Source organism: Streptomyces sp. PCS3-D2 (assembly GCF_000612545.2).
Classification (GTDB): Bacteria; Actinomycetota; Actinomycetes; order Streptomycetales; family Streptomycetaceae; genus Streptomyces.
In genome coordinates this window covers 1,900,183-1,926,196 of sequence record NZ_CP097800.1, presented here as the reverse complement: position 1 = coordinate 1,926,196, position 26,014 = coordinate 1,900,183, and the positions used below count along the sequence as shown (strand labels likewise).

At 69.8% G+C, this 26,014-nt stretch carries 28 protein-coding genes and 1 pseudogene; 15 read left to right on the top strand and 14 right to left on the bottom strand.

From position 1 onward, the window contains the following. Positions 1-2: 2 nt before the first annotated feature. Positions 3-725, top strand: a complete 723-nt coding sequence (locus AW27_RS07720) for a DUF3159 domain-containing protein (protein WP_037929618.1) — start codon at positions 3-5, stop codon at positions 723-725. Positions 726-803: 78 nt separating this feature from the next. On the opposite strand, the gene AW27_RS07715 is transcribed toward AW27_RS07720, so the two are convergent. Then, on the bottom strand, positions 804-1,466 hold the full coding sequence (locus tag AW27_RS07715) for a potassium channel family protein (protein ID WP_030650639.1): 663 nt from the start codon (positions 1,464-1,466) through the stop codon (positions 804-806). Continuing rightward, complete coding sequence (locus tag AW27_RS07710; RefSeq protein ID WP_037929616.1) at positions 1,463-2,131, bottom strand: potassium channel family protein; 669 nt, start codon at positions 2,129-2,131, stop codon at positions 1,463-1,465. Before AW27_RS07710 ends, AW27_RS07715 begins: the two co-directional genes overlap by 4 nt. A 251-nt stretch (positions 2,132-2,382) precedes the next feature. On the opposite strand from AW27_RS07710, the gene AW27_RS07705 reads away from it, so the two are divergent. Both AW27_RS07705 and AW27_RS07700 read left to right on the top strand, forming a co-directional pair. Beyond that, positions 2,383-4,437, top strand: coding sequence for an APC family permease (locus tag AW27_RS07705; protein WP_037929613.1), 2,055 nt, complete (start codon positions 2,383-2,385; stop codon positions 4,435-4,437). 99 nt (positions 4,438-4,536) lie between these two features. Beyond that, on the top strand, positions 4,537-5,868 hold the full coding sequence (locus AW27_RS07700) for a class I SAM-dependent RNA methyltransferase (RefSeq protein ID WP_037929610.1): 1,332 nt from the start codon (positions 4,537-4,539) through the stop codon (positions 5,866-5,868). 292 nt (positions 5,869-6,160) lie between these two features. Here AW27_RS07700 and AW27_RS07695 read toward each other — a convergent pair whose 3' ends face one another. Both AW27_RS07695 and AW27_RS07690 read right to left on the bottom strand, forming a co-directional pair. Then, a complete protein-coding gene (locus tag AW27_RS07695; protein ID WP_236647860.1) occupies positions 6,161-7,243 on the bottom strand; it encodes a hypothetical protein in 1,083 nt (360 codons plus the stop codon). A 537-nt stretch (positions 7,244-7,780) separates the two neighbouring features. Further along, entirely contained in the window at positions 7,781-8,305 is a 525-nt protein-coding gene (locus tag AW27_RS07690) for a hypothetical protein (RefSeq protein WP_157840320.1), read from the bottom strand. A gap of 746 nt (positions 8,306-9,051) precedes the next feature. On the opposite strand from AW27_RS07690, the gene AW27_RS07685 reads away from it, so the two are divergent. Then, positions 9,052-9,669, top strand: a complete 618-nt coding sequence (locus AW27_RS07685; protein ID WP_037929604.1) for a hypothetical protein — start codon at positions 9,052-9,054, stop codon at positions 9,667-9,669. A gap of 19 nt (positions 9,670-9,688) precedes the next feature. Here AW27_RS07685 and AW27_RS07680 read toward each other — a convergent pair whose 3' ends face one another. From AW27_RS07680 to rpmB, 9 genes and pseudogenes are all read right to left on the bottom strand, one after another. Further along, on the bottom strand, positions 9,689-10,852 hold the full coding sequence (locus AW27_RS07680; RefSeq protein ID WP_037929601.1) for a hypothetical protein: 1,164 nt from the start codon (positions 10,850-10,852) through the stop codon (positions 9,689-9,691). Between the two features lie 3 nt (positions 10,853-10,855). After that, a complete protein-coding gene (locus AW27_RS07675) occupies positions 10,856-11,968 on the bottom strand; it encodes an ImmA/IrrE family metallo-endopeptidase (RefSeq protein ID WP_236647859.1) in 1,113 nt (370 codons plus the stop codon). Positions 11,969-12,070: 102 nt separating this feature from the next. Further along, the gene (locus tag AW27_RS07670; protein ID WP_037929598.1) at positions 12,071-12,295 is read right to left on the bottom strand and encodes a hypothetical protein; all 225 of its coding nucleotides are present in this window, start codon (positions 12,293-12,295) and stop codon (positions 12,071-12,073) included. A gap of 50 nt (positions 12,296-12,345) precedes the next feature. Further along, positions 12,346-12,969: pseudogene (locus tag AW27_RS07665) on the bottom strand (nucleotidyl transferase AbiEii/AbiGii toxin family protein); the annotation flags it as partial. A 107-nt stretch (positions 12,970-13,076) separates the two neighbouring features. Continuing rightward, complete coding sequence (locus AW27_RS07660; RefSeq protein WP_037929595.1) at positions 13,077-13,403, bottom strand: hypothetical protein; 327 nt, start codon at positions 13,401-13,403, stop codon at positions 13,077-13,079. Positions 13,404-13,622: 219 nt separating this feature from the next. Next, the gene (locus AW27_RS07655) at positions 13,623-14,795 is read right to left on the bottom strand and encodes a GTP-binding protein (RefSeq protein WP_037929592.1); all 1,173 of its coding nucleotides are present in this window, start codon (positions 14,793-14,795) and stop codon (positions 13,623-13,625) included. Between the two features lie 4 nt (positions 14,796-14,799). Next, positions 14,800-14,970, bottom strand: coding sequence for a 50S ribosomal protein L32 (gene rpmF / locus AW27_RS07650; RefSeq protein ID WP_037929589.1), 171 nt, complete (start codon positions 14,968-14,970; stop codon positions 14,800-14,802). Between the two features lie 196 nt (positions 14,971-15,166). Beyond that, positions 15,167-15,472 (bottom strand): 30S ribosomal protein S14, encoded by a 306-nt coding sequence (gene rpsN / locus AW27_RS07645; RefSeq protein ID WP_037929586.1) that lies wholly within the window; start codon positions 15,470-15,472, stop codon positions 15,167-15,169. Next, the gene (gene rpmB / locus AW27_RS07640) at positions 15,472-15,708 is read right to left on the bottom strand and encodes a 50S ribosomal protein L28 (RefSeq protein WP_037929583.1); all 237 of its coding nucleotides are present in this window, start codon (positions 15,706-15,708) and stop codon (positions 15,472-15,474) included. The genes rpsN and rpmB overlap by 1 nt, the downstream gene beginning before the upstream one ends. Positions 15,709-15,774: 66 nt before the next feature. Here rpmB and rpmG point away from each other — a divergent pair, with 66 nt between their 5' ends. The 9 genes from rpmG (at position 15,775) to AW27_RS07595 (ending at position 23,112) form a co-directional block, all read left to right on the top strand. Then, positions 15,775-15,939 (top strand): 50S ribosomal protein L33, encoded by a 165-nt coding sequence (gene rpmG / locus AW27_RS07635; protein WP_037929581.1) that lies wholly within the window; start codon positions 15,775-15,777, stop codon positions 15,937-15,939. A gap of 40 nt (positions 15,940-15,979) precedes the next feature. Then, complete coding sequence (locus tag AW27_RS07630; protein ID WP_037929579.1) at positions 15,980-16,225, top strand: type B 50S ribosomal protein L31; 246 nt, start codon at positions 15,980-15,982, stop codon at positions 16,223-16,225. Further along, on the top strand, positions 16,225-17,376 hold the full coding sequence (locus tag AW27_RS07625) for a CobW family GTP-binding protein (RefSeq protein WP_037929576.1): 1,152 nt from the start codon (positions 16,225-16,227) through the stop codon (positions 17,374-17,376). Before AW27_RS07630 ends, AW27_RS07625 begins: the two co-directional genes overlap by 1 nt. 72 nt (positions 17,377-17,448) lie before the next feature. Then, a complete protein-coding gene (gene rpsR, locus AW27_RS07620) occupies positions 17,449-17,685 on the top strand; it encodes a 30S ribosomal protein S18 (RefSeq protein ID WP_037929574.1) in 237 nt (78 codons plus the stop codon). Positions 17,686-17,799: 114 nt separating this feature from the next. Next, positions 17,800-18,705, top strand: coding sequence for a metal ABC transporter solute-binding protein, Zn/Mn family (locus tag AW27_RS07615; protein WP_037929571.1), 906 nt, complete (start codon positions 17,800-17,802; stop codon positions 18,703-18,705). Beyond that, a complete protein-coding gene (locus AW27_RS07610) occupies positions 18,705-19,598 on the top strand; it encodes a metal ABC transporter ATP-binding protein (protein WP_078557121.1) in 894 nt (297 codons plus the stop codon). The genes AW27_RS07615 and AW27_RS07610 overlap by 1 nt, the downstream gene beginning before the upstream one ends. Next, on the top strand, positions 19,595-20,530 hold the full coding sequence (locus AW27_RS07605) for a metal ABC transporter permease (protein WP_052031334.1): 936 nt from the start codon (positions 19,595-19,597) through the stop codon (positions 20,528-20,530). The genes AW27_RS07610 and AW27_RS07605 overlap by 4 nt, the downstream gene beginning before the upstream one ends. A 93-nt stretch (positions 20,531-20,623) precedes the next feature. Next, positions 20,624-20,923, top strand: a complete 300-nt coding sequence (locus AW27_RS07600; protein WP_037929569.1) for a DUF1490 family protein — start codon at positions 20,624-20,626, stop codon at positions 20,921-20,923. Positions 20,924-20,925: 2 nt separating this feature from the next. Next, positions 20,926-23,112: a heavy metal translocating P-type ATPase gene (locus tag AW27_RS07595; RefSeq protein WP_037929567.1), complete on the top strand. Its 2,187-nt coding sequence runs from the start codon at positions 20,926-20,928 to the stop codon at positions 23,110-23,112. Here AW27_RS07595 and AW27_RS07590 read toward each other — a convergent pair. Then, positions 23,105-23,734: a GNAT family N-acetyltransferase gene (locus tag AW27_RS07590; RefSeq protein ID WP_078557119.1), complete on the bottom strand. Its 630-nt coding sequence runs from the start codon at positions 23,732-23,734 to the stop codon at positions 23,105-23,107. The genes AW27_RS07595 and AW27_RS07590 overlap by 8 nt on opposite strands. A gap of 124 nt (positions 23,735-23,858) precedes the next feature. On the opposite strand from AW27_RS07590, the gene AW27_RS07585 reads away from it, so the two are divergent. Both AW27_RS07585 and AW27_RS07580 read left to right on the top strand, forming a co-directional pair. After that, positions 23,859-25,133, top strand: a complete 1,275-nt coding sequence (locus AW27_RS07585; RefSeq protein ID WP_037929564.1) for an ATP-grasp domain-containing protein — start codon at positions 23,859-23,861, stop codon at positions 25,131-25,133. A 56-nt stretch (positions 25,134-25,189) separates the two neighbouring features. Then, positions 25,190-26,011, top strand: coding sequence for a Rossmann-like domain-containing protein (locus AW27_RS07580; RefSeq protein WP_037929561.1), 822 nt, complete (start codon positions 25,190-25,192; stop codon positions 26,009-26,011). The last annotated feature ends 3 nt before the right edge of the window (positions 26,012-26,014 follow it).

Sequence of the window (26,014 nt, the reverse complement as noted above, 5' to 3'; positions counted from 1 at the left end):
CGATGCCACTCGACAAACCGACCAACCCGGAGCCCGGCACCGAGCCGTCCGAGGACCAGAAGGCCGTGACACAGGCGGCCCTGTTCGACGCGTTCGGAGGTGTCCGGGGCACCATCGAGACGATGCTCCCCGGGCTGCTCTTCGTGATGATCTACACGGTCAACAAGGACGTGAAGATGTCCGCCATCGCGGCGGGCGCGGTCGCCGTCCTGCTGGTGATCGTGCGGCTGCTGCGCAAGGACACGGTCAAGCACGCCTTCAGCGGGGTGTTCGGCGTGGGCGTGGGCGTGGCCTTCGCCCTGTTCACGGGCAGCGCCAAGGGCTTCTACCTGCCGGGCATGATCTACGGCGTCTGCCTGGGCCTGGCCTTCACGGTCTCGGCGCTGGTGGGCTTCCCCCTGCTGGGCGTGATCCTCGGGCCGGTCTTCAAGGAGAACCTGTCCTGGCGCACCCGCAACCCGGGGCGCAAGAAGGCGTACACCAAGGCGAGCCTGGCGTGGGGGCTGATCTTCCTCGCCAAGTACGCGATCCTCTTCCCGCTGTACTGGTGGGGCGACGCGACACAGTTGGGCTGGGTGCTGATCGCGCTGAAACTCCCGCCGATGGTGCTCGCGGTGTACTTCACCTGGGTCTTCCTGGCGAAGGCGCCGCCGCCGATCGACGTGATCGCGGAGTGGGAGGCCAAGGAGGCCGCCGAGGCCGCGGCCGCCAGGCCGAAGGCCTGATCGGGCGGTACCCGAAGAGCGAGCGGGGGCGCACCCGGCCGGGCGCGCCCCCTTCGCCCGACGAGCGGACCCGCAGGGCTAGCGGCGGGCCTGGAGGAGGTCCTCCAGCTGCTCCTCGCGGGCCTGGGCGGCCACGAACAGGAGCTCGTCGCCCGGCTCCAGGGTCTCCTCGCCGTGCGGCGTCAGCACCCGGTTGCCCCGGATGATCGTGACCAGCGAGGTGTCCTCGGGCCAGCTGATCTCGCTGATCTGCGTACCCGCGACCGAGGAGTCGGCCGGAAGGGTCAGCTCGACCAGGTTGGCGTCGCCGTGGCTGAAGCGCAGCAGCCGTACCAGGTCGCCGACGCTCACGGCCTCCTCGACCAGGGCCGACATCAGGCGCGGCGTGGAGACCGCGACGTCCACGCCCCAGGACTCGTTGAAGAGCCACTCGTTCTTCGGGTTGTTGACGCGGGCCACCACGCGCGGCACCCCGTACTCGGTCTTCGCGAGCAGCGAGACGACGAGGTTGACCTTGTCGTCCCCGGTCGCCGCGATGACCACGTTGCAGCGCTGCAGCGCCGCCTCGTCCAGCGAGGTGATCTCGCAGGCGTCGGCCAGCAGCCACTCGGCCTGCGGCACCCGCTCCACCGAGATGGCGGTCGGCGCCTTGTCGACCAGGAGCACCTCGTGGCCGTTCTCCAGCAGCTCGCCCGCGATGGAGCGGCCGACCGCTCCCGCCCCGGCGATCGCGACCCTCATGCGTGTGCCTCCTCAGGCCCCTCGGCGAAGACCGCCTCGACCTTGTCGATCTCGTCCGTGCGCATCATCACGTGGACGAGGTCGCCCTCCTGCAGCACCGTCTGGGAGGTCGGCAGCATGGCCTCGCCCAGCCGGGTGAGGAACGCGACACGCACGCCGGTCTCGTCCTGGATCTTGCTGACCTTGTGGCCGATCCAGGCGGGGGAGGTGTGCACCTCGGCGAGCTGGACGCCGCCGCTCGGGTCCCGCCACAGCGGCTCGGCGCCCGACGGCAGCAGCCGGCGCAGCATCTGGTCGGCGGTCCAGCGCACGGTGGCGACGGTGGGGATGCCCAGACGCTGGTAGACCTCGGCGCGCTTGGGGTCGTAGATGCGCGCGGCGACGTTCTCGACGCCGAACATCTCCCGGGCCACCCGGGCGGCGATGATGTTGGAATTGTCACCACTGCTGACGGCCGCGAACGCGCCCGCGTCCTCGATTCCCGCCTCCCGCAGGGTGTCCTGGTCAAAGCCGACCCCGGTGACGCGGCGGCCACCGAAACCGGCGCCGAGCCGGCGGAATGCGGTGGGGTCCTGGTCGACGACTGCGACCGTATGACCCTGCTGTTCCAGGGTTTGCGCGAGGGCGGAGCCCACTCTTCCGCAACCCATGATGACGATGTGCACGGCCGTCCTTCCGGCTGTCAGCGACTCGCTGGTTCCCAGCCTCATTGCATGCTCTGGTTAAACAGGGTCTCAGACCACGGCCCAAGCTACACACGGGTGGTCGCCGGTGTGACCCCTCGGGGCTTCCATGGACGTATCCGCAGCACGTTCGTGTCACGTTCGTGGTGCGCTCGGGGAGGAAAAGCAACGGGATGGCGGCATCAGGGGGTGGGGGTTCGTCAGTCTCATTTCGAACGCTTACGATCCTCTGCGTGTCCAAACTGACCGACGTGCCCAAACGGATCCTGATCGGCCGGGCGCTGCGCAGCGACCGCCTCGGGGAAACCCTCCTTCCCAAGCGGATCGCCCTTCCCGTCTTCGCGTCCGACCCTCTCTCCTCGGTGGCCTACGCACCGGGTGAGGTCCTGCTGGTCCTGTCGATCGCGGGCGTCTCGGCCTACCACTACAGCCCCTGGATCGCCCTCGCGGTCGTGGTGCTGATGTTCACGGTGGTGGCCTCCTACCGGCAGAACGTCCACGCCTACCCCAGCGGTGGCGGCGACTACGAGGTGGCCAACACCAACCTCGGGCCCCGGGCCGGCCTGACCGTCGCGAGCGCCCTGCTCGTCGACTACGTCCTGACCGTCGCCGTGTCGATCTCCTCCGGGGTCGAGAACCTCGGCTCCGCGGTGCATTTCGTCATCGAGCACAAGGTGCTCTCGGCGATCGTCATGATCCTTCTGCTCACGCTGATGAACCTGCGCGGCGTGAAGGAGTCCGGCAAGCTCTTCGCGATCCCGACCTACGTCTTCGTCGCCGCGGTCTTCGTCATGATCGGCTGGGGTGCCTGGAAGGGCATCGTCCTCGGCGAGACCATGTCGGCGCCGACGGCCGATTTCGAGATCGAACCAGAACAGAAGGGCCTGGCCGGCTTCGCCATGGTCTTCCTGCTGCTGCGCGCCTTCTCCTCGGGCTGTGCGGCGCTGACCGGCGTCGAGGCGATCAGCAACGGCGTCCCCGCCTTCCGCAAGCCCAAGAGCAAGAACGCCGCGACCACGCTCGCCCTCATGGGCGGCCTGGCGGTCACCATGTTCTGCGGCATCATCGGCCTGGCCATGGCCACCAACGTGCGGATGGCCGAGAACCCGGCCGTGGACCTGCTGCACGACGGCGTCCCGGTCGGCCCCGAGTACGTCCAGGACCCGGTGATCTCCCAGGTCGGCGAGGCCGTCTTCGGCAACGGCAGCATCCTCTTCGTCCTGCTGGCCACCGCCACCGCGCTGGTGCTGTTCCTGGCCGCGAACACCGCGTACAACGGCTTCCCGCTGCTCGGCTCGATCCTCGCGCAGGACCGCTACCTGCCGCGCCAGCTGCACACCCGCGGCGACCGGCTCGCCTTCTCCAACGGCATCGTGCTCCTCGCCGGCGCCGCCATCCTGCTCGTCTGGATCTACGACGCGGACTCGACGAAGCTGATCCAGCTCTACATCGTCGGCGTCTTCGTGTCCTTCACGCTGAGCCAGATCGGCATGGTCCGGCACTGGAACCGGCACCTGAGGACGGAACGCGACGTGGCCGCCCGCCGGCGCATGCACCGCTCCCGGGCGATCAACACCTTCGGCGCCTTCTTCACGGGCATGGTTCTGGTCGTCGTCCTGGCCACCAAGTTCACCCATGGCGCCTGGGTCGCCCTGCTCGGCATGGTGATCTTCTACGGCACGATGACGGCGATCCGGAAGCACTACGACCGGGTCTCCGCCGAGATCGCCGCCGCCGAGGGCCCCAGCGACGACAGCGTGCGCCCCTCCCGGGTCCACTCCATCGTCCTGGTCTCCAAGGTGCACAAGCCCACGCTGCGCGCCCTGGCCTTCGCCAAGCTCACCCGCTCGGACACCCTGGAAGCACTCAGCATCAGCGTCGACCAGGCCGAGACCAAGGCCCTGCGCGAGGAGTGGGACCGGCGCAGGATCAACGTCCCGCTCAAGATCCTCGACTCGCCGTACCGCGAGATCACCCGCCCGGTCGTCGAGTACGTCAAGGGCCTGCGCAGCGAGAACCCGCGCGACGCGGTCAGCGTGTACATCCCCGAGTACGTCGTCGGCCGCTGGTGGGAGCACCTGCTGCACAACCAGAGCGCGCTGCGCCTCAAGGGCAGGCTGCTCTTCACCCCCGGTGTGATGGTCACCTCGGTGCCGTACCAGCTCGAATCCTCGGAGCTCGCCAAGCGGAGGGCCAAGAAGCGGCAGGACTGGAACGCGCCGGGCTCGGTGCGCCGCGGTCCCGTGGACACCCCGCGACCGCCGAAGGCGCCGACCGGCAAGGGCTGAGCAGGTTGGTGAACGGCCGGACGAGATCCACGTAAACTGGTGGGTCGGTCGTCCGGCCGTTTCACTTTTGGTCTTTCTTAGCCTTGGAGCCTCCCCGCCATGACGGAGCAGAACGAGAAGCAGTCACTGGTCGGGGAGGAGTACGAGGTCGAGGTCGGACCCGTGGCGCACGGCGGGCACTGCATCGCCCGGACCGCGGAGGGCCGCGTCCTGTTCGTCCGCCACACCCTCCCCGGTGAGAAGGTCGTCGCGAAGGTCACCGAGGGCGACGTCGACTCCCGCTTCCTGCGCGCCGACGCGATCACCGTGCTCGAAGCCTCCAAGGACCGGGTCGAGGCCCCCTGCCCCTACGCGGGCCCCGGCAGGTGCGGCGGCTGCGACTGGCAGCACGCCAAGCCGGGCGCACAGCGCCGGCTCAAGGGCGAGGTCGTCGCCGAACAGCTGAAGCGGCTTGCCGGGCTGACCGCGGAGGAGGCCGGCTGGGACGGCACCGTGATGCCCGCCGAGGGCGACAAGCTGCCGGCCGGGCAGGTGCCGCAGTGGCGCACGCGCGTGCAGTACGCCGTCGACGCCGACGGTACCGTCGGGCTGCGCAAGCACCGCTCGCACGAGATCGAGCCGATCGACCACTGCATGATCGCTGCGCCCGGCGTCAGCGAGCTCGGCATCGAGAAGCAGGACTGGCCCCAGATGGCCACGGTCGAGGCGATCGCCGCATCCGGCTCGGGCGACCGCCAGGTCGTCCTCACCCCTCGCCCCGGCGGTCGCCTCCCGCTCGTCGAGCTCGACAAGCCGGTCTCCGTCCTCCGCGTCGGGGAGAAGGACGGCGGCGTCCACCGCGTCCACGGCCGCCCCTTCGTACGGGAGCGCGCGGACGGCCGTACGTACCGCGTCGGCATGGGCGGCTTCTGGCAGGTCCACCCGCAGGCCGCGGACACCCTGATCAAGGCCGTCATGCAGGGCCTGATGCCGCGCAAGGGCGAGATGGCCCTCGACCTGTACTGCGGCGTCGGCATCTTCGCGGGCGCGCTCGCCGAACGCCTCGGCGAAACGGGCGCGGTGCTCGGCATCGAGTCGACGAAGCGCGCGGTGGAGGACGCCCGGCACAACCTCGCGGACTTCCCCCGGGTCCGCATCGAGCAGGGCAAGGTCGAGACGGTCCTCCCGAAAACCGGCATCACGGAATGCGACCTGGTCGTCCTGGACCCGCCGCGCGCGGGCGCGGGCAAGCAGACGGTCCGCCACGTGGCCGGCCTCTCGGCCCGCCGCATCGCCTACGTCGCCTGCGACCCGGCGGCCCTGGCCCGCGACCTGGGCTACTTCAGGGAATACGGCTACAAGCCCCGCACCCTCCGCGTCTTCGACCTCTTCCCGATGACGCATCATGTGGAGTGCGTCGCGATCCTGGAGCCTGCTGAAAAGGGCCGCTGACCTGCCGTTTCTCTGATTGTGCGTTATGGGCGTTACGTGCGTTAGGTGCGATATCTTGACGCATGTTTGACGCACGAGCGGCAAGTTTGACGCACGTTTGACGCACGAGCGGCGCGATTTCTGATGGGTCGTCATGCGCGGTTTGGCGGCAGTCGGCGGAGTTCACAGTCGCGTTGCGGTGGGCCCTCCGAAGGTGTGGGGAGGCCGACTGGTGAGTCGGTGGCCGACCCCCTGGCCCGCTTTCGGTAGTGACGTACCGTGACGCCGGCCAGGGTGTCGGGCGGATGTCGTGTCAGGGGCCGTAGGGGCTCCAGTGTCCGAGGAATGGCCTGAGGTCGTCGCCTCGTGGTTCGGGGATGTCAGGCAGCCGGGGTGGTGTGCTCAGCGGGTCGAGGCGCTCGACAGCGGCCGCTGCCCAGCTGACCCATGCCTCGGCTTCGGTTCTGGCCTGCCCCGCCGGTATGGTCTCGACGCGCGTGCGTACGGCGCTCACGTACTCGGTCAGCCGGGTGGCGTGGCGCCAAGCTGCTTCCTGGGCTTCGAAGCATCTGACGCGGTACGCCTCGGCGTACTGGACGCGAGCCTCTTCCATGGCGGCTTCCCAGCGGATGCGCTTCCGGCGTGCCGCTTCGATCTCTTCCAGGCGTCTGCGTTCGGCGGCTTCGCCGCGAAGCGTGACCTCCTGGGCGATCTCGGCGAGCTGCTCTTCGAGTGGGCGGCCGGGGGCGTCGGCCCATTCGCCCGCCCGGTGCGGCTGGCCGCCGCTGAGGACCAAGCGGAGGCGTTCGGACGGGGTGTAGTCGAAGCGCGGGATCCTGGTCCAGGAGTTCTTCTTGGCCTCGGCGAGTTCCTTCTCGGTGGCGACGTGCTCGGTCCGGTCCTGTTCCTGGAGGACGAGGAACCCCACTGGCTGGCCCTGTGCGGTGATGGTGAAGTGAGGCGTTTCTCTGCGGCGGCGATGAGACGGGGGCGCGGAGCCGGTCCGTCCTGCCGAACTGGAGTGTCCTTCGGCCTCGGTGGCGGTGATCAGCGCCTGGATGAGCCGGAGGGCACGTCCTTGGACGGGCTTGGTCAGGCCCAGCGGCTGGGGTTCGTTCTGCATGGCCCGGACCACGGCGTGAGGCCGCGTGAGCCGAGAGGGAACGAGGACGGGGGCGAGGACGGCGAGGCGCCAGGCGGGGATGTCGACCAGTTTGATTTCGTACCCGCCACGGCACCAGCCCCCGTACAGCTCCTTCGTCCCCGGGATCCTTTCGGACCTGCGTGCCGCAGCGACGCGGGACGGCCACTTCTCCAAGTCCGGACCGCTGCCGCTCTTGACGATCCGGCCGCCGGCCTCTGCGAGCTCCTGTAACAGCTGCTCCGTGAACGTCACGCGAGGCTGTGATGGAGGGCTGCCTGGCTTCCGCCCGGCGGCCGGGGTTTCCTGCGCTCGAGCGGGCGGGGCTTGCGGAGCAGCGGCCTGAGCCTTCCGCGGGAGAGAGCCGCGGGGAGGGAACGTGCCGTGCGCCAGATAGTGCTGGCCGGCGCTCGTCAGAGCGACACTCCACTGCCCGCCCTTCCGGGAGACCGCGACCAGGCCTCGGTTCTGCAGCGCCTGACAGGTGGTCTTGTAGGAGCTGGTCTCCCAAACGTCGGCAGGGCACCCGGCTCCCACCCACTGCAGCACCGAAAGCTGCCGCTCATTGACCTGGCGCTCCAATGGCCCGCCTTCGAGTCGAGGTTGACGTACGACGGCGGCATGTTGTCAGTTCCGTTCGTCAGCGACGGGTGGTTCGAAACAATTTCGCTCGAACGAGCGGGGGTGATGTGGACCGTGTCTCTGTCCGTGCGGGCGGCGTCTTCACCGTTGCCGTCTGCTCGGCCTCCGTGACCTGCTGGCGAGTCAGCCCAGTGGCTTCGGTCGGGACCTTCAGCCACTGAACTTCGCGCGCAAGCGTTCGTTCTCCTTCTCCAGCTTCTTGATGCGTCGTTCGAGTTCGGCTCGTGTCGGCTTCTTCGGCGGCGGCGGAGGCAGGGGTTCTGTTGCTTCCTGTGGCTCGCCACGCAGTCCGATGGGTTCGAAGGCCACGATCGTTTGCCGGTCTTCCCCGCACTCCGAGCATCGCCTGCCGTATGACCCGGCGGAGAGGGGGTCGGTGTACGTGTAGTGCGCCTCCGTCTCGATGATGTGGCCGCAGTACAGCCGGACACGCCACCGCATGATCTCGTGGTCGGCCTTCTTGAAGGACTGCATCAGCTTCGCGACGTTCTCGAACGCCTGGCGGCGACGCTCCGCCCTCACCGGGTCTGCCCGGCATTCGGCGTCGTCCTCCTCGACCTGACGCCGAGCCCACTCGCTGATCTCCTCGCTCTGCTTCTGACGGCTGTGGTCCCTGCGGGTGAGTTCATACCCCTCCAATGGAACGCCGCTGCTCCGGTACCCGACTTCGTGCATGACGGTCAGCGTAGAAGCGGCGACTACGCGGCCGTGGGGGAGAACGGTCCTGGCCAGCCAGCTTGCGGATTCTGCCCATGAGTGACCGCTGGGGTGCGTACTGGCCCAGATGGGCCGGTCTCCATGATGCCGCTTACGGTTGATCGGATTCCTGGTCGCACGAGTCGCTGCGGGCGGTGTTGCGTACGCTTCGAGGCCAGCCGCGTGGGCTCGCGTGGTGCGGGGGCGAGATCCGCTCTGAAGTGAGCATGTGCTGGACGGTCCCGGTCAAGCCGTCGCCAGGCGCAGACTCACGCAGCCGCCAATCCCATGGCCCTTCTCAGTCACGGCACCCGGCTTGCGGGCTGGAGAGGGGTTCAAGGGCCGGCAGACTGCGAGGAGGTTTCGGACGGACGTAGGCATGGCTGCTCGTTGTGGCTGCGCTCGCAGTCGTTCGTCCGTGGCCGCTTCCGGTCAGTGTGCGACGGCCACTGACCGTTCTGCGGTCATCCGCGGAGGTGACCTTCGGGCGGACGAGCGTCGTACTAGCCTGGGCATCCGTGCGGAGGCTCCCCGTGTCCAGTGCAGGGGCAGGCTGGTTAGGCGTACCGATCCCGCTCAGGTTACGGCAAAGAGGGGCACCGGCGAGCGGATCATGTAGATGTGGGCCCGCTCGTGCTTCCGGTGGCGGGTGCCGGCGGGTAAGCATGGGCGTGCAGACGCACCGCAAGCGCGGGTGTCGGTTCGAAACGAGAGCAGGTTGGTCCATGTCGGTCGTGGCGCGAGAGCCGATGGATGTCGTCGCCGGTGCGGTGGCTCCCTGCGACCTCGTGCCCCGCGAGGCGAAGCTCGCGCCCGTCGAAGTCTTCGGCACGGAAGCCGTTGTGGCCTACCGGTATGACGTGCGAGAGCGCGAGCGGCGGGCAGTTGATGGGATGCCGCCGCTGACGCGGCCGGATGTGCTGAATCTTCTTATGGCGCTTCCCCTCGGCGAGCCGGTTCCCGCCAGTTCCTTGAGTGAGAAGGAGCGGCGGGTTCTGAGGGCCCTGCCGACGGGTGCAGCGGTCCGCAGAGACGGGTCGATTACCCGCCGAGCGACGCAGCCTGTCCATATCGACATGGCTTTCGTGCCCGGCCGTAGCTGGGAGTCGGCGATGGAGAAGGCCGAGCGATTTACTCCATTCTGCTCCCGCACGGTGGTGGTGGACGGGTCACTGCGGCGCAAGGATGACGCAGTCATGCGCGCGGACTTCTACGGCATCGGACTGCTCACGGTCCAGGGAGACGCGGTGGAAGTCGTGGTGCCACCGCGCCCCTTCGTACGCAGACGGCATACCGTCGCCGGCTGGAAGTTCCTGGAAGACGTTCACCGCCAGCTCCCATGAGCGTCCCGCCCGCGGCTCGCTACGCGGCGACGGGGAGTGTTGCCCACGCTTTGAGTGGCGGGGGCGCTTGGAAACCGGACCTGGGGCTGGCGCCCAGGCCGATGCGCTGGTTTTCCAACGCGTAGCGGTCGATGGCGGCCGCGCACTTGTCCCGCCACCATGATTTGCGCGGAAGGCCGGGTCGGTATCCGGCCATTTCGGTGACCCAGTCGCTCCACGTGAGAACGGTGTGGTTGTCGGCCTCGCGTCGGGTTTCGCCGTCAGCCAGGTAGAACCGATCGAGACCACGCCCGTCGCACTCCTCGCAGGAGCAGGTCGCGGGATCGATGTTGCTGTACAGCCTGGCGAGGGACGCGGCGCCCTTGAAACACATGAGCTCCGGCATCAGCACGTTCGGGTAAGTGGGTCCACCCCCGGGCTTGTTGACTTGCGCCTTCTCGCCGGGCGGGATCGCGTGGCGGAGCGAGCTCTGAACGCCGATGCCGGCGCAGAAAGCGCCATGTGCCATGACGTCGAGCGCTGCGAGATCAGTCCGCAGGAGCGCCATGTGTTCGACCTCGTTGAACAGGCTGCGCAGATTGGCCGGGATGTCCTTGGTCTGCTCCAGGGGGTCGAACTGGCGGAAGAGGATGATGGCCTTCGGGTGCCGGATCTTCGTGCAGACCGCGATGAGCTGACCGATGTTCTCGCGGTTGAGCCACGTGACGTCGATCGGGAGCGCCACGACGGTGTCGGCGCGTTCGATCTGGTTGGCCTCGCGCATCACTGCTTTGAGCGTCTTGGAGTCCGCCGGCGGAATGTAGCCGGTCGGGGTCAGTGCCGCGCTCGCTCCTCGAGCCTTCTGGAAGGCCAGTGAGGTGTCCACGGAGGCGAACAGCTCGTCGGTGGGCACCATGAACGGCTCGTCTGCCGTCGCGACGTAGGTCGTGTAGGGGGCGCTGTCGATCAGCAGGGTGCCCTCGTAACCTGCAGTGCTGCGAAGTTGGAAGGCCCGCTCGTCGGCCTTGGCTCCGGTCATCACCACGCCGCTGAGATCGTCATCAAGGGCGTGGCGCGGCCGCGGAAGGTTGAGGGCGTTTTCATGGAGCAATACCCGCCCCTGCAGAAGAGGCACGGCGGCAACGGTGTGGTCGAGCGTCTTCAAGGCGGGCGGTTGCCGCCTCGGGGAGGGGGTGTCGCTCATGAATCACCTCGCAGAAGGGTCCGGCACATCCTTGTGTCCGGACGGAGAAGAAGCGCACAAGTAGATCTCGTGGAACTCCTCGCGACCCAGGCCCGCCAGGTGGGCGGTCTCAGTCGGACTGAGGTGGAGCTGCTCCTCAAGCCGGGTGACGGCTTGAGCGAGCTGGCGCGGGGATTCGCGCCGGATGGTTGTCGGTTCGTTGGTGCGATAGCCCAGGGCGGACAACTCGACCATGATCGTGCGGTATTGCCATTCGCTGACAACCCCCAAGTCCATGGCCCGTCTGATGAGCGCTGCCATGGACACTCCCCACCTCGCCTTGAGGTCGAGCAGGCGGGATACGTCGATACCTGGTTTCAGTTCGGGCAGGACGGCGTCGTGGGGCATGAGGAATTCGGCAGCGAACCGATTGGCCTGTTCCTCCTGTACGCGCCCCTCGCCGGGCTCGCCGTGCATCACCAGGTGGCCCAGCTCATGCGCGAGACTGAATCGGGAACGGTCTGCGGGGGCACTGGAATTGAGAAGAATCAGCGGCGCCTTGCCCGCAGGCCACTGGCTTACTGCGTCGAGTTCGGTGGTGCAGAGGTCGCGGACTACGACCAGTGCGCCGGCGCCTTCGAGTAGGGCGACCACGTCATCGATGGGCCCTGCGGGAACGCTCCATTCCGCACGCACCGTCTCTGCCGCGTCCGCAGGGGTGTCGAAGTCGTTTACCTCAATGCGCCGAAACTGGCTAGGGCGACGGAAGTCTGCCGCTTGGGTGACGGATTCCACCTGGAGGCGGGTGATCGCCAGCGTTGCATGGATTCGACGCAGGGCGGGTGCGCCCATGGAGGCGCGCTTGCGGTGATGGACCAGCCCGACGCCTGCCCCGGCCGTATCAGACGTGCGGCACAGCATGTCGGCGGTATACCGAAGCGCGTCGGCGAACAGTTGGACACGCCCGTCCCTGACGGGAATGCGGCCAGCTTCAGCTCGGCTCACGTACCCCTGAGTGATGCGGGTGCCCTCCAGGCGTGACAACTCGCCAGCGAGGTCGGACTGTGTCCAGCCACGCGAGTCGCGGGCCAACGTCAGCATGGCGGGATCCGCCACCAGGGTTCTCTGGTCGCTCACGTCCACCTCCAGCCCTCTAGCGATGTCAACTCCCTAGAGGATACACGATTTTATGCCTAAGAATATTCCGCACATGATCCCTTGTTCATCGCGGTTCCAGGTCTACCAGTCCAACTCCGAGTCGACGAGGTCGCGCCCGCAGCAGGCGCCGGAAAGGGAGAGGTCCTGCTCCCGCCGGGGCGGTGCCCGTTGCGCGTCGCGCACCAGGCCCTTGCGCCCCAAGAGATCGTCCTCCTTGCAGCGAGCTTGCGGCAGCCGCAGCTGGTCGCGAGGCTCACGGCACTCGGCGCACCGCGCCTGGGCCACAGGCCGTTCCGCGTACGGCATCGGTGCCTTCTTGGCCGCGTCGTGGCCTGGCGCGAGTGCCTCCGCTTCGTCTACCGCCCGGTAGGTCTGTCGTGGTCCGGGTCCGGGTCCGGATGCGGGGGCGTGTCGGGGAGTGGGCTGGCGGCCTCGGCGTGGACTTGGTCGGTGAGCTCGCGGTGCCAGGCCGCGAATTCCTCGCGGATGGCGGCTGCGGCCTGGGCGTCGAGGCCGTACGCGGCGAACTGTCGGTCGGCGTGGTGCTGGACGCGGGCGAGGGCGGACGTGTACTCGTCGAGGCTGGGTTCGGCCTCGTTCTGCGCGGCGAGTTCCAACAGCCGGGCGCGCGTGTAGCCGGCCTTCCGCAGTGCGTGGACATCGATCGCATCCCGGACTTCGGCGCGACCGAACAGGGCACCGGTCTTGGCCGCGGCGAGGTCGTCGAGGTGGAGGACCGGTCCGAGTTCCGATTCGACCGGTGGATGGTGCAGCAGGTCGCCGACCAGCTCCACCTTGGACTGGGCGCCGGAGTCCGGATCGGTGAGGTGCAGGCGCGCATACACCTGTGCTTGCTGGGTGACCTGGACCAGGTACCCGGCCTTCCGGTAGGCCTCGGCGAGACGCGCGATCGCCTGCGGTAGCTCCCCTTCGGCACGTCCGATCGGGGTGAAGAGGTCGACGTCGTCACTGACTCGGCTGACGAGGTGGTGGGCCTGGACGGCCTATCCGCCGGCGAGCCGGTAGCCGAAGGCCTTGGCGAGTGCTTCCAGGCCGATGCGGATGAGCCCGTGGTGCAGGTCTTCCACTACGCGGCCGCCGCAGACGCACTGGCGAGTTCGGGGAACCGGGCTTCCCAGGCGGCCCTCGCGGGGCCGGGCAGGAACAGGGTCCGCCAGTGGCTCCGCAGTACGTCGGCATTGAGGTGGGCGTGCAGGTCCTCGGGCGTTTGCGCCTCGCGGATCACCCGCTCGTACATCAGACGCGCGTCTGCATCGTCGGCCAGGTCGTATTCGTAGTGCGGGCCCCAGTCCAGGTGCCGGGGCAGGACCACGCGGCCGTCCACCGGCCCGCTCAGCTCCGCGAGCGAGTCCGGCAGGGTGTACGGCCGAAGCTGTGCGTACCTGCTGCTCATGTCACCAGCATGCCCGAACCCGGGGCCTTGCAGTACGCACAAACTGCGAGCGCGGCACCTTCCGTGTCCCCGGCGGAGTGCTCAGCAAGGTTCCGCAGCCAGCGATCGCGACGGTCTCGCCGGCACGGCCTCGGTCGCTGGGGCCGTGCGCGACCCCGGTTCCCGGGCGGGACCGGGCTGGGCGGTGCCGTGGCTGCGACCACCGCCCAGCCCGGAGTCTCAAGCCGCCTCTGCGGCGTGCTCGTGGATGTCGCAGGCGTCGTCGGCTCCGTACGTCTCCCAGGCCGGGAACTCGTCGCCGTCCGGCACGGGTTCGCCCGGCGCGAGCAGACAGGCGTCCAGCGCCGCCAGGAGGGCTTCGTGGCGCATACCGGTGCCGATGAAGACCAGTTCCTGGCCCTGTGCGGTGCCGGGTCCGCGGGTGCCGGAGGGTTCGAAGCGGGCCACGGCGCCGGCCTGCGACCACAGGCCGGTCACACGGGGGCGGCTGGCGAGCCAGAAGAAGCCCTTGGAGCGCAGGATCCGCCCGAAGGTGCCGCTGTCGAGGCCCTTGGTGACGAACGTCCACAGCCGACCGGGGTGAAAGGCCGCGTCGGCGCGGAACACGGCCGAGGAGATCCCGTACTCCTCGGTCTCGGGGACGTGGTCGCCGTTGAGCTCCTGAACCCAGCCCGGCGCCTGCTGGGCCTTCTCGACGTCGAACAGGCCGGTTCCCAGGACGTGTTCGAGGGCCACGTGTCCGCGTACGGCGGGCACGACTCGGGCGGCCGGGTTCAGGCGGGTCAGCGCGGCCCGCAGGCGTGCGGCTTGGTCCGGCTTCACCAGGTCGAGCTTGTTGAGGACGATGACGTCGGCGAACTCGACCTGGTCGACGAGCAGGTCGCTGATGGTGCGTTCGTCGTCCTCGTAGGCGGCGAGGCCACGCGCGGCCAGTTCGTCCCCGCCTTCGAGTTCCCGCAGGAAGTTCGCGGCGTCCACGACGGTGACCATGGTGTCGAGGCGGGCGAGGTCGCCGAGGGTGGCGCCGTCGTCCCGGGGGAAGGAGAAGGTCGCGGCGACCGGCATGGGCTCGGAGATGCCGCTTGACTCGATGAGCAGGTAATCGAAGCGGCCCTCGCGGGCGAGCCGGTCGACCTCCTCCAGCAGGTCGTCGCGCAGGGTGCAGCAGATGCACCCGTTGGTCATCTCGACCAGCCGCTCCTCGGTACGCGAGAGCGCCGCCTCGCCACCGCGCACGAGCGCCGCGTCGATGTTGACCTCGCTCATGTCATTGACGATCACCGCGACGCGCAGGCCCTCGCGGTTGCCCAGGACGTGGTTGAGCAGGGTCGTCTTTCCCGCGCCGAGGAAACCGGACAGGACGGTCACCGGCAGGAGGTCGTGCGACGCCACGGGATCAGCCCTCGGGGTGGATGAGGCCGCGCTCGTACGCCTTCACCAGGCGCTGAGGGACCTGGTAGACGGACCCGTCGACGGTGACCGGCACCAGCTGGGGAGTGGTCGCCTTCCACTGGGCGCGGCGGTGACGGGTGTTGCTGCGGGACATCTTCCGCTTGGGGACGGCCATGGTGAAGTTCCTCGGTTCGGTTGGTTGATGCTGTTCCGCCGTGATGGCACGGCTGATTCGTGAGTCCGCGTGCGGCACCCCGCGGAGCCCCCCTTGCTTGCCCGTAGGGGTGCCGCACGCGGACCGATGCACCCTAACCTCTAACGGTAATCATTTTCAATAGAGGGCTTTCGGGTGTGCGCGCGGCTGGGTTCGCCTACCAGGACGACTTGGTCACGCCGGGCAGGAACCCCGCGTGGGCTTGCTGTCGCGTCCGTACGCGGGAGAGTCCGAACTTGCGCAGGTAGCCGCGGGGGCGGCCGTCCACGCTGTCGCGGTTGCGTACGCGGGTGGCGCTGGCGTTGCGCGGCTGCCGGCGCAGTTCGGCGAGGGCGGCATCGCGTTCGGCCGCGCTGGATGACGGTCGGCGGATGATCTCCTTGAGCTCGGTCCGGCGGGCGGCGTACCGCTGGACGATCTCCTTGCGCTTCTCGTTCTGCGCGATCTTGCTCTTCTTCGCCATCAGGCCTTCACCCCGCGGGCTCGGATCCGGGCGACGGCGGCCTCGATGCCGATCGTGTCCACCGTCTTGATCGCCTTGGTGCTCAGCGTCAGGCGGACGTGGCGCCCCTCGCTGGGCAGCCAGTAGCGCTTGTGCTGGATGTTCGGGTCGAAGCGGCGTGAGGTGCGCCGGTGCGAGTGGGAGATGTTGTTGCCGAATCCCGGCTTGGCGCCGGTCAGTTGGCAGTGGGCCGACATGGATCTGCCGCCTCTCTCAGTGGGTGGGCATGTTGGTAATGGAAATCATTGTCATATGCTAGCGCCATGGCACGCAACGAGATCCGCCCGATCATCAAGCTCCGCTCCACGGCGGGCACCGGGTTCACCTATGTCACCCGCAAGAACCGGCGCAACGACCCCGACCGGCTGGTGCTGCGCAAGTACGACCCCGTCGCCCGTCGCCACGTCGACTTCCGCGAAGAGCGCTGACCGCCCCGCAACCCCGCTCCACCACCGAAAGGTTCCTGCCATGAAGCCCGGAATCCACCCCGCCTACGGCCCCGTCGTCTTCCGCGACACCGCCTCCGGCACCGCTTTCCTCACCCGCTCCACGATGACCAGCGACAAGACCGTCGACTGGGAGGACGGCAACACCTACCCGGTGGTCGACGTGGAGATCTCCTCCGCGAGCCACCCCTTCTACACCGGCACTGCGCGCGTCCTCGACACGGCCGGCCGCGTGGAGAAGTTCGAGCGCCGCTACGGAGCCCGCTGATGGACCGCGAGCACCAGCTCCCCGTCGTGATCGTCGCCGGGATGCACTCCGAAGCCCGGAAGGAGGTCGTCGAGCAGCTCCTGCGGACCGTTCCCGGGAGTGTGGCGCTGCACCACGACCTGTCCGCGGCGCCCGACGGCACCGTGCTCCGCCTGATCCGCGACGCCTCCGGCACCCTCTCCCGAGGTGAGGCACCGCTGGTCAACGACTGCGCGTGCTGCGCACTGCGCGAGGACCTCGTCCCGGAGCTGGAGCGGATGGCGGACAGCGGCCTGACCCGGCTCGCCGTGGTCGAGCTGTGGGACTCGGTCGAACCGAAGGCCATGGCGGAGGTCGTCGCCGGTCATGGCGCGGACCGTCTGGTGGTGACGAACGTGATCACCGCCGTGGACCCCGCGCTCGTCCTGCCCTGCCTCGCCAACGGCGACGACCTGGCCGACGCCGGCCTCGCCGCCGCCCCCACCGACCAGCGGACCGTCGGCGACACCTGGGCGCGCCAGCTGGAGTACGCCCCCGTACTCGCGCTCGTCGACAGCGAGGAAGCCGACGACGAGGATCGGGCGCTGCTGGCTCAACTGCATCCCACCGCACGGCGCGTGGCGGCCGCTTCAGTCGACCTCGCCCGGGCCGCGTTCGCCGGCTTCGACGTCGAGGCCGCGGCAGCAGCCCAGCACCCGGCGTGTGCGCTGCTGCCGCAGGAGGCGGACGAGGCCGGGGTGACCACCCTGGTCTGGCACCGCCGACGGCCCTTCCATCCCGAGCGTCTCTACGAGGCGTTGGAGGACCTGTGCTGTGCGGCGGCCCGCAGCCGTGGCAGGTTCTGGCTCGCCGACCGCCCCGACACCCTGCTGGCCTGGGACGCCGCGGGCGGCGCGCTGTGCGTGGAGAGCGCCGGCCCGTGGCTGGCGTCACTGCCCGACGCCGCCTGGGAGATGGTCCCGCCGATGCGGCGGGCCGCCGCGGCCCTGGACTGGCACCCCGACCACGGCGACTGCTGCCAGCACCTCGTCTTCACCTCACCCGGTCTCGACCGGGACGGGCTGGAACAGCTCCTCGATTCCTGCCTGCTGACGGACGCGGAGTACCTGTCGGGGCGCGAGGCCTGGAAGGACTTGCCCGCCGCCTTCGACTCCCTCCTCGACGCCGCCTGACCCCCGTCCCCACCACCTGTTCACGGCCTGCCGAGGCCGTCACCGAAACGTTCCGTGCAAGGAGAAGCCGCCATGGCCCGACGCCCCGTTCCTCACAAGCCCGCCAAGTCCAAGCCCAACCCGCTCGACGCGGCCAGGATCACCTACATCGACTACAAGGACACCGACCTGCTGCGGAAGTTCATCTCCGACCGCGGGAAGATCCGCAGCCGCCGCGTCACCCGAGTGACCGCCCAGCAGCAGCGGGCCCTCGCCGCCGCCATCAAGAACGCGCGTGAGATGGCCCTGCTGCCGTACGCCGGTCGCTGAACCGGCAAGGGGATCCGGGGGTGGCCGGCCCGGGTCTCCACTGGAGGGTCCGGCCGCGCGGGAGGATAATCCAAGTGATTGCCATTTCGGTTTCCCTCGCGCAGGGAGGACGGTATGCGCGGCGTGTCAGCCCGCACACCGGGGGTGGTTCTTGGCCTGTCACTGGCGCTGGTGTGCGCAGGGGGCGGGCCCGGGTACGCGGCCCCGTCCCCGATCCCCGTGGTCGCCTCGACGAATGTGTACGGGGACCTCGTCCGGCAGGTCGGGGGTGGGCGTGTCGCCGTCGTGTCGATCATCAGGGATCCCGCACAGGACCCGCACTCCTACGAGGCCAGCACGCGCACCCAGCTGCAGCTTTCCCGTGCCCAGGTGGTCGTCGAGAACGGCGGCGGCTATGACGAGTTCGTCGGCCGGATGCTGCGGAGCTCGGACAACTCCTCGGCCGAGGTGATCGATGCCGTGAAGGTCTCGGGCATGGAGCCCAATGTCGCGGGGGAGTTCAACGAGCACGTCTGGTACGACCTGCCGACGATGGGCCGCCTCGCCGACCGGATCGCCCAGGCCCTCGGCAGGGTCTCACCCGCCGACGCCGACGCCTTCCGGAAGAACGCGCAGGTCTTCAAGGACGAGCTGGCCGGGCTGGAGGCGCGGACGGACCGGATCGAGGCTCGCCGCGCCGGTACCTCCGTAGCGGTCACCGAGCCCGTCCCGCTCTACCTGACCGAGGCCTGCGGCCTGGTGAACAAGACGCCCGCGGCCTTCAGCGAGGCCGTCGAGGAGGGCGACGAGGTCCCACCCCGGGTTCTGCGAGAGACGCTCGACCTGTTCACCGGCCGGCACGTGCAGGCCCTGGTCTACAACGAGCAGACCAGCGGACCGCAGACGGAGAAGGTCAGAAAGGCCGCCGAGGAGAACCGGATTCCCGTGGTGCCCGTGACGGAGACCCTTCCGCAGGGCAAGGACTACCTCGGCTGGATGACGGACAACATCACCGCCCTCGACCGTGCCCTGGAGCGGTAATGGCGCGCACCCACGAGGGCACCGACTCGCTCGCCCCGCAGCCGTTCCCGGTACGGGCGGCCGATCGAGGCGACCTCCCGCCGGTGATCAGCCTTCGTGGTGCCGCACTCGCCTACGGTGACCGCGTGCTGTGGCAGGATCTGGACCTCGATGTGCGGCCGGGGGAGTTCCTGGCCGTGCTGGGACCGAACGGATCGGGCAAGACCAGCCTGCTGCGCGTCCTGCTGGGCCGGCAGCCGCTCACCGCGGGATACGTCTCGGTCCTCGGCCGCCCGCCGCACCGCTCCGCCGGGCTCATCGGCTACGTCCCGCAGCAGAAGTCGCTGCCCGCGCACACGCTGCTGCGCGCCCGGGACCTCGTACGGCTCGGCCTCGAAGGGCACCGCTGGGGGCTGCCGCTCGGCCGGCGGGCCGCCCGTCGGAGGGTTGAGGAACTTCTCGACGCCGTAGGCGCGCTGCCGTACGCCGACGTCCCGGTCGGCCGGCTCTCCGGCGGGGAGCAGCAGCGGGTGCGGGTCGCGCAGGCGCTGGCCACGGACCCGCGGATCCTGCTGTGCGACGAGCCGCTGCTCTCCCTCGACCTCCAGCACCAGCGCACGGTGACGGACCTGGTGGACCGGCGGCGCCGGGTCGCAGGCACTGCCGTGGTCTTCGTGACCCACGAGATCAATCCGGTCCTGGGGCCGGCGGACCGGGTGCTCTACCTGGCCGGGGGCGGGTTCCGGGTCGGCCCGCCGGAGCAGGTGATGACGACCGCCGTGCTGTCCGAGCTGTACGGGATCCAGGTGGACGTCGTACGCGTCCGGGGCCGGATCGTGGTCGTCGGCGCACCCGACGCGGCGGCTCCCGCCCACCACCTCGGCGCCCGGCCGAACGGGGGCGGACCGCCATGAGGGCAGCGACAGCCCTGGTCGCGCCGGTCGCCGGCGACGGCGCGGATCCGGGCATCTGGCAGCAGATCTTCAACTTCGACAACTACGGGGAGCTGCTGGCACTGGTCCACAATTCGCTGCTGGCCGGGGCCCTGCTGGGGCTGGTGGGCGGTCTCGTCGGGGTCTTCGTGATCATGAGGGACCTGCCGTTCGCGGTGCACGGTATCAGCGAGCTGTCCTTCGCGGGCGCGGCGGCCGCGCTCCTGATCGGGTTCAACATCGTCGCCGGGTCGATCGTCGGCTCGCTGATGGCGGCCACCGCGATCGGTCTGCTCGGGGTCCGGGCCCGCGACCGCAATTCGGTGATCGGGATCATCATGCCGTTCGGGCTGGGGCTGGGCGTGCTGTGCCTTTCCCTCTACAAGGGCCGGGCGGCCAACAAGTTCGGCATCCTGACCGGGCAGATCGTCGCCGTCGACACCCCCCAGACGGCCTGGCTGGTGGGTACGTCCGTCGTCGTGCTGGCGGCCCTCGCGGTGGTCTGGCGGCCGCTGACCTTCGCCAGCGCCGATCCCGACGTGGCCGAGTCCCGCGGGGTGCCCGTCCGGGCCCTGTCGCTGGCGTTCATGCTGGTCCTCGGGCTGGCGGTGGCTCTGTGCGTGCAGATCGTGGGCGCCCTGCTGGTGCTGGCCCTGCTGGTCACCCCGGCGGCAGCAGCGGCCCGGGTCACCGCGTCCCCGGTGCTGCTGCCCGTACTGAGCGTGCTCTTCGCGCTGGTCGCCATGGAGGGCGGCATCCTGCTCGCGCTGGGCAGCAGCATTCCCATCAGCCCGTACGTGACGACCCTCGCGTTCCTGATCTACCTCGGCTGCCGGCTGGTGGGCTCCCGGCGGGCCGGGTACGCCACCCGGGCCGCGATTCTTCCCGAACGCCGGCCCGTGGCCAGCAGGTGACCGCGGCCCGGCTCGACCTCGTACGCGCCCCGGTCCAGACTGGAAGGAGAGGTCCGTCGTGCCCGGGCAGGGCGCGCACGGAAGGAGGCGTTCATGCATCCCCTCGCCATCGTCGGCGCCGCCGCCGGCAAGCTGGCCCACTACGCGGTGTCCGGCGTGGTGGGTGCACTGATCATCAAGAAGCTCCCCGATGCCCAGCCCGCCGCGCGCAAGGCGCTGGTGAGCGGGCTCGCGGGCGGCATCGTGGCGAGCCGGTGGCTGTCCTCGGCCGCCGAGGAGGCCCGGCTCAAGGCCGGGGACATGCTCGCGGAGGCCCGTACCTCGCTCGGCGAGGAGGTCCCGCCGCCCTCGGCCGTCAAGGTCGACCACGACGACCACGGCCACGAGCACTGATCATGTCCGCGGTACTCGTGCGGTCGGTCGCCACGGGGCGTGCCCGGCTGACCGTTCCGTGGCTGCGGGACCGTCCCGGCTGCGCCGGACTCGTCGACGACCGCCTCACCCATCTTGGCGGCTTCCGTGCCCTGCGGATCTTCCCGCGCACGGGCAGTGTCGTGATCTGGATGGAGCCCGGCGATCTGGATGTGGATGCGCTGGTCCGCGCGCTGGAGGAGGCGCCGCCCGCATCGGCCCCGGCGAAGGCGACCAGGTCGGCCCCGGACTCCTCCACCGGTGAGATCGCCCGGCTCGTGGTCGGCGGGGCGGTCCTCGCGTTCGTGGCCGTGCGCCGCCTGCTGGCCCGGCCCCGCATCGGTATCGGCTCCTCCGGATTCCTGGGCGTCGTCACCGTCTTCACGGGGCTGCCGTTCTTCCGCGGAGCCCTGCGCACGCTGCGCGGCCGGGGTCATCCCGGTACCGACACGCTGGTCACCGCCGCGACCGTGATCTCGCTGGTGTTGCGCGAGAACGTGGTCGCCCTGACCGTGCTGTGGCTGCTCAACATCGGCGAGTTCCTCCAGACCCTCACCCTGCGCCGCACCCGCCGCGCCATCGAGGACCTGCTCACCATCGGCGAGGAGCGGGTCTGGCTGGTCCGGGAGGAGGGCGTGGAGGTGGAGGTCCCGCTGGAGGAGCTGGCACCCGGTGATGTCGTCGCCGTGTACGAGCACCACCGGATCCCCGTCGACGGGCACGTGACCGGCGGCGAGGCCCTGGTCGACCAGGCCGCGGTCACCGGCGAGGCCCTGCCGGTCTACGCCCGGGCGGGTTCCCACGTCTACGCCGGCACCATCGTCACCTCCGGCTCGTTGACCGTGCGCGCCGACTCCGTGGGCCGGGACACCACGGTCGGCCGCATCATCACCCGGGTCGAGGAGGCCCAGACCGACCGGGCCCCGATCCAGACGGTGGCCACCCGCTTCACCCAGCGCTTCGTGCCGGTCTCCTTCGCGCTCGCCGCCCTGACGTACGTCGTCACCCGCGACGCGCGCCGGGCGATGACGATGCTGCTGATCGCCTGCCCGTGTGCCGCGGGCCTGGCCACCCCGACCGCCATCAGCGCCGCCATCGGCAACGGAGCCCGCCGCGGCACCCTCATCAAGGGCGGCACCCACCTCGAAGGTGTGGGCCGGGTCACCGCCGTCGTCTTCGACAAGACCGGCACCCTCACCTTCGGCAAGCCCCTCGTCACCAGCGTCGTCACCCTCAGCGAGCGCTTCGGCGCCGACGAGGTGCTCAGCCTGGCCGCCTCCGGCGAGCTCCACGCCCGCCACCCGCTCGCCCAGGCCATCGTCGCCCACACCGCGGAGCAGCACCTGCACGTCCCCCTCCACCAGGCCTGCGAGGTCGTACTCGGCATGGGCATGCGCGCCGAACTCGACGGCACTCGCCTCCTGGTGGGCAGCCCCGCCCTGCTGCGCCGGCACGGCATCGAGCTCACCGAGGACGCCCAGGGCTGGACCGACCACCTGCGCCGCGGTGGCGAGACCGTCATCTGCCTGGCCCAGGACGAGGAGTTCATCGGCCTGCTCGGGGTCTCCGACGCCGTCCGGGCGGGCGCCGACATCGTCGTCCGGCAACTGCGTGACCTGGGCGTCTCGAGGCTGGTCCTGCTCACCGGTGACGCCCCGGAAACCGCCCAGGTCGTGGCGGACGCCCTCGGCATCACCGAAGTCCACGCCCACGCCCTGCCGGAGGCCAAGCTCCAGCTGATCCGCGACCTCCAGGCCGAGGGCCACATCGTGGCGATGGTGGGCGACGGCACGAACGACGCCCCCGCGCTGGCTCTGGCGGACGTCGGCATCACGATGGGCGAGCACTCCTCCCATGTGGCCCTGGAGACCGCGGACATCGCACTCGCGGGCAACGACCTGCGCCAGGTCGCGGCCGTGGTCGAGCTCAGCCGGCACACCCTGCGCGTCGTACGGCAGAACTACGGGCTCGCCATCGGCGTCAACCTGCTCGGGCTGGTCGCGGGCGCGGGCGGCTCCATCAATCCGGTGCTGGCGGCGCTGCTGCACAACACCAGCAGCATCGCGGTCGTCGGCAACTCCGCCCGCCTGGTCAACCACACTCCGCACCTGCCCCGGGTGGAGGAGGACACGCTCAGGCCGGCGCCGTTGGAGGAGCGACGGGTCACATGACGCCGGCCGGCTCGCGGTCGGGTCCGGTCGGTCCCGTCACCGGCCCGGGACCGGTTTCCGGCACCGGGAGCGGCATCTCGAAGTGGACGGTCCCGTATCCGCCGTGCTCGCCGGTGGTGCGGGCGTCGAAGACCTCGGTGGCGATGCTCCGCCAGAAGCCTTCCGCGCCGGGGATGTCGACGTTGGTGTGCAGGTAGATGCGCTCGTAGCCGGGTACGGACGCGGCGAACGCGCAGGCGGTGTGCACCATGGCGCGGGCCAGCCCGTGGCGCCGGTGCTCGGGGCGTACGTACACGCGGAGCAGCTGGGCGGTCCGTCCGGAGGGGTATCGCTCGACGAGGCTGAGCGGGTGCGGAGGGTGGGCGGGGCCGCGTGAGTTGAGTGCGGTGGTGCCGACCACTTCGCCGTCGGCGCCTACGGCCACGACGAGGGTGTGCCGCGGATGCCGCAGATATGTGCCGTCGAGGTCGACGACGTCGGGGTGCCAGGCGGGCACGTACCCGTAGTCGAATTCCCGGTAGAAGGTGTCCAGCATGACGCTCCGGGCACCGGGCACGTCCTCGCTTCTCGCGTGCCGCACCGTGTAGGGCCCGACCCTCTGATCTCGCGTCAGCTCTGTCATCACACTCCGCCTCTCATGCTCCGGGGGCCGCAGGCTATCGGAAAACTGTCGTATTGGAAATGAAAACGATTTCAGATAACGTCTGCGTCGCACAGAGCCGACGGCAGTCTGGGAGGAAGTTCCGGTGGGACATCTGCTGGTGATCGAAAGCTGGGTGGGGTCGATGAGCAGGCTGCTGCCCAGGGCGATCCGCGAAGACGGGCACGAGTTCACCTTCGTCACCCGCGACCTGCACCACTACCTGCGCTCGAACCAGGCAGGCGAGGGGCCGCACCCGCTGCTCACGGCCCGCAACGTCATCGCGGCGGACACCAACGACACGGGCGCTCTGCTTGAGCGGCTCGAGGGGCTGCATGCCGTACTCAGCTTCGACGGGGTGGTCTCCTCGTGCGACTACTACCTGCCGGCCGTCGCGCACACCGCCCGGCGGCTCGGCCTGCCCGGGCCTACTCCGGAGGCCGTCGAGGCGGCGTGCCGGAAGGACCTGACGCGCCGTGTGCTCGCTGAAGCGGGAGTGCCCGGGCCTCGGTTCGCGCTCTGCGAGGGCGCGGGGGAGGCGGCGGCAGCGGCTCGTGAGATCGGCTACCCGCTCGTCGTGAAGCCGGTGGACCTGTGTGCGGGCATGCTGGTCCGCGCGGTGCGCGACGAGCGCGAACTGGAACTCGCCTGCCAGGCCCTCGCCGAGTTCCCGGTCAACGCCCGTGGCCAGGACCGTACGCCCGTCATCCTCCTCGAAGAGCTGCTGCACGGGCCCGAAGTCAGCGTGGAGACCGTATCCTTCGGCGGTGCCACCCATGTCGTGGGCGTCACCGACAAGAGCATCGGTGGGGCGCCCGCCTTCATCGAGACCGGCCACATGTTCCCGGCCGGTCTCGACAAGGCCCTGGCGTCGGAGGCCGCCGAGACCGCGCTGCGGGCGGTCAAGGCACTGGGCCTGGATCAGGTGGTCTGCCACACCGAGATCAAACTGACGCCCGACGGCCCCCGGCTGGTGGAGGTCAACCCGCGCCCGGCCGGCAACCGCATCACCGAACTGGTCCGCCACGTCACGGGCGTCGACCTGGCGACCGCCTGCGTGGACGTGGCCCTCGGCCACGTGCCGGACCTCGCACCGCGAGAGACCGGAGTGCGCAGCGCCGCCATCGCGTTCCTGCTGACCGACACCACCGGCACCCTGGTCGGCATCGAGGGTGAGGAAGACGTCCGCGCCCGGCCCGAGGTGCTGGAGCTCACCCTCGCAGAGCCCGGCCGCACCGTGCGGGCCGCCACCAGCAACAACGAATACCTCGGGCATGTCATGACGGCCGACACCGAGGGCGGCGGCGCCCGCGCTGCTGCCGAGCGGCTGCTGGCCGGCCTGCGCCCCTGTTACGAACCCTCCGCGGCGGTGCCCGCGTGACGTCCCTGCCTGCCCTGCACACGCGCGGCACAGAAGGGTCCGGGCACGGAGACCCCGTGATCCGGACCGTTGACCAGCTTCTCGATGCCGTCCGTGACGGGGCGTACGGCCCCGACCCCGCCCACGAGCGGATCTCGCTCGCGTTCACCACAGCCCAGGCCGTCCGGCACCACGGGCGCAGCAGCGGTTACCGCAACGAAGTGCTGAGCCTGCGCCTCGACGCGGCCGTCGGGTCCTGCGCCGTGGAGCCCGGGGCGCTGCCCGGGGGCACCCTCGACGACTGCGTGGGCGCCACCGTCGCCGACCTGCTCGGCCATTCGCTCCTGCCGGTGCGGATCGCGGCCCTCGATGCCTACCTGGCTCACGTACGCCCGCACACGCCCGGCAACGGCGCCCACCCGTATCCGCTGCCTGCCGGCAGTTCCCTGAGCCGTTCCAAGGCCCGGGCCCGTGCCGTCGTCGACCTCCTGCCCGATGAGGCCCCGGGGCCCTACGAGCGCCGCCCGGTCCTGGTGGTCGGAGTGGTGAACTCGCTCCTGGAGCAGCTGCATGCGCGGGGCCTCGACTACCTGCCGTGCGACCTCAAGGGCGGCACCACCGAGTGGGGCGAGCCCGTCCTGACCGATACGGCCGCTCAGCTCGAGCGTTGCGGCGCCGTCCTCGCCTCCGGCATGACCCTCGGCAACGGCACCTTCCAGAGCCTGCTCGACCACGCCGCCCGGACGGGCAAGCCCCTTGTGATGTTCGCCCAGACCGGAAGCGCCGTCCTGCCCCGCTTCCTCGGAGCCGGGGTGAGCGCCGTGTCCGCCGAGCCGTACCCGTTCTTCTGGCTCGACGGCGGCCCCGGGGTCATCCACCGCTACGGAGGTTGTCCGTGACCC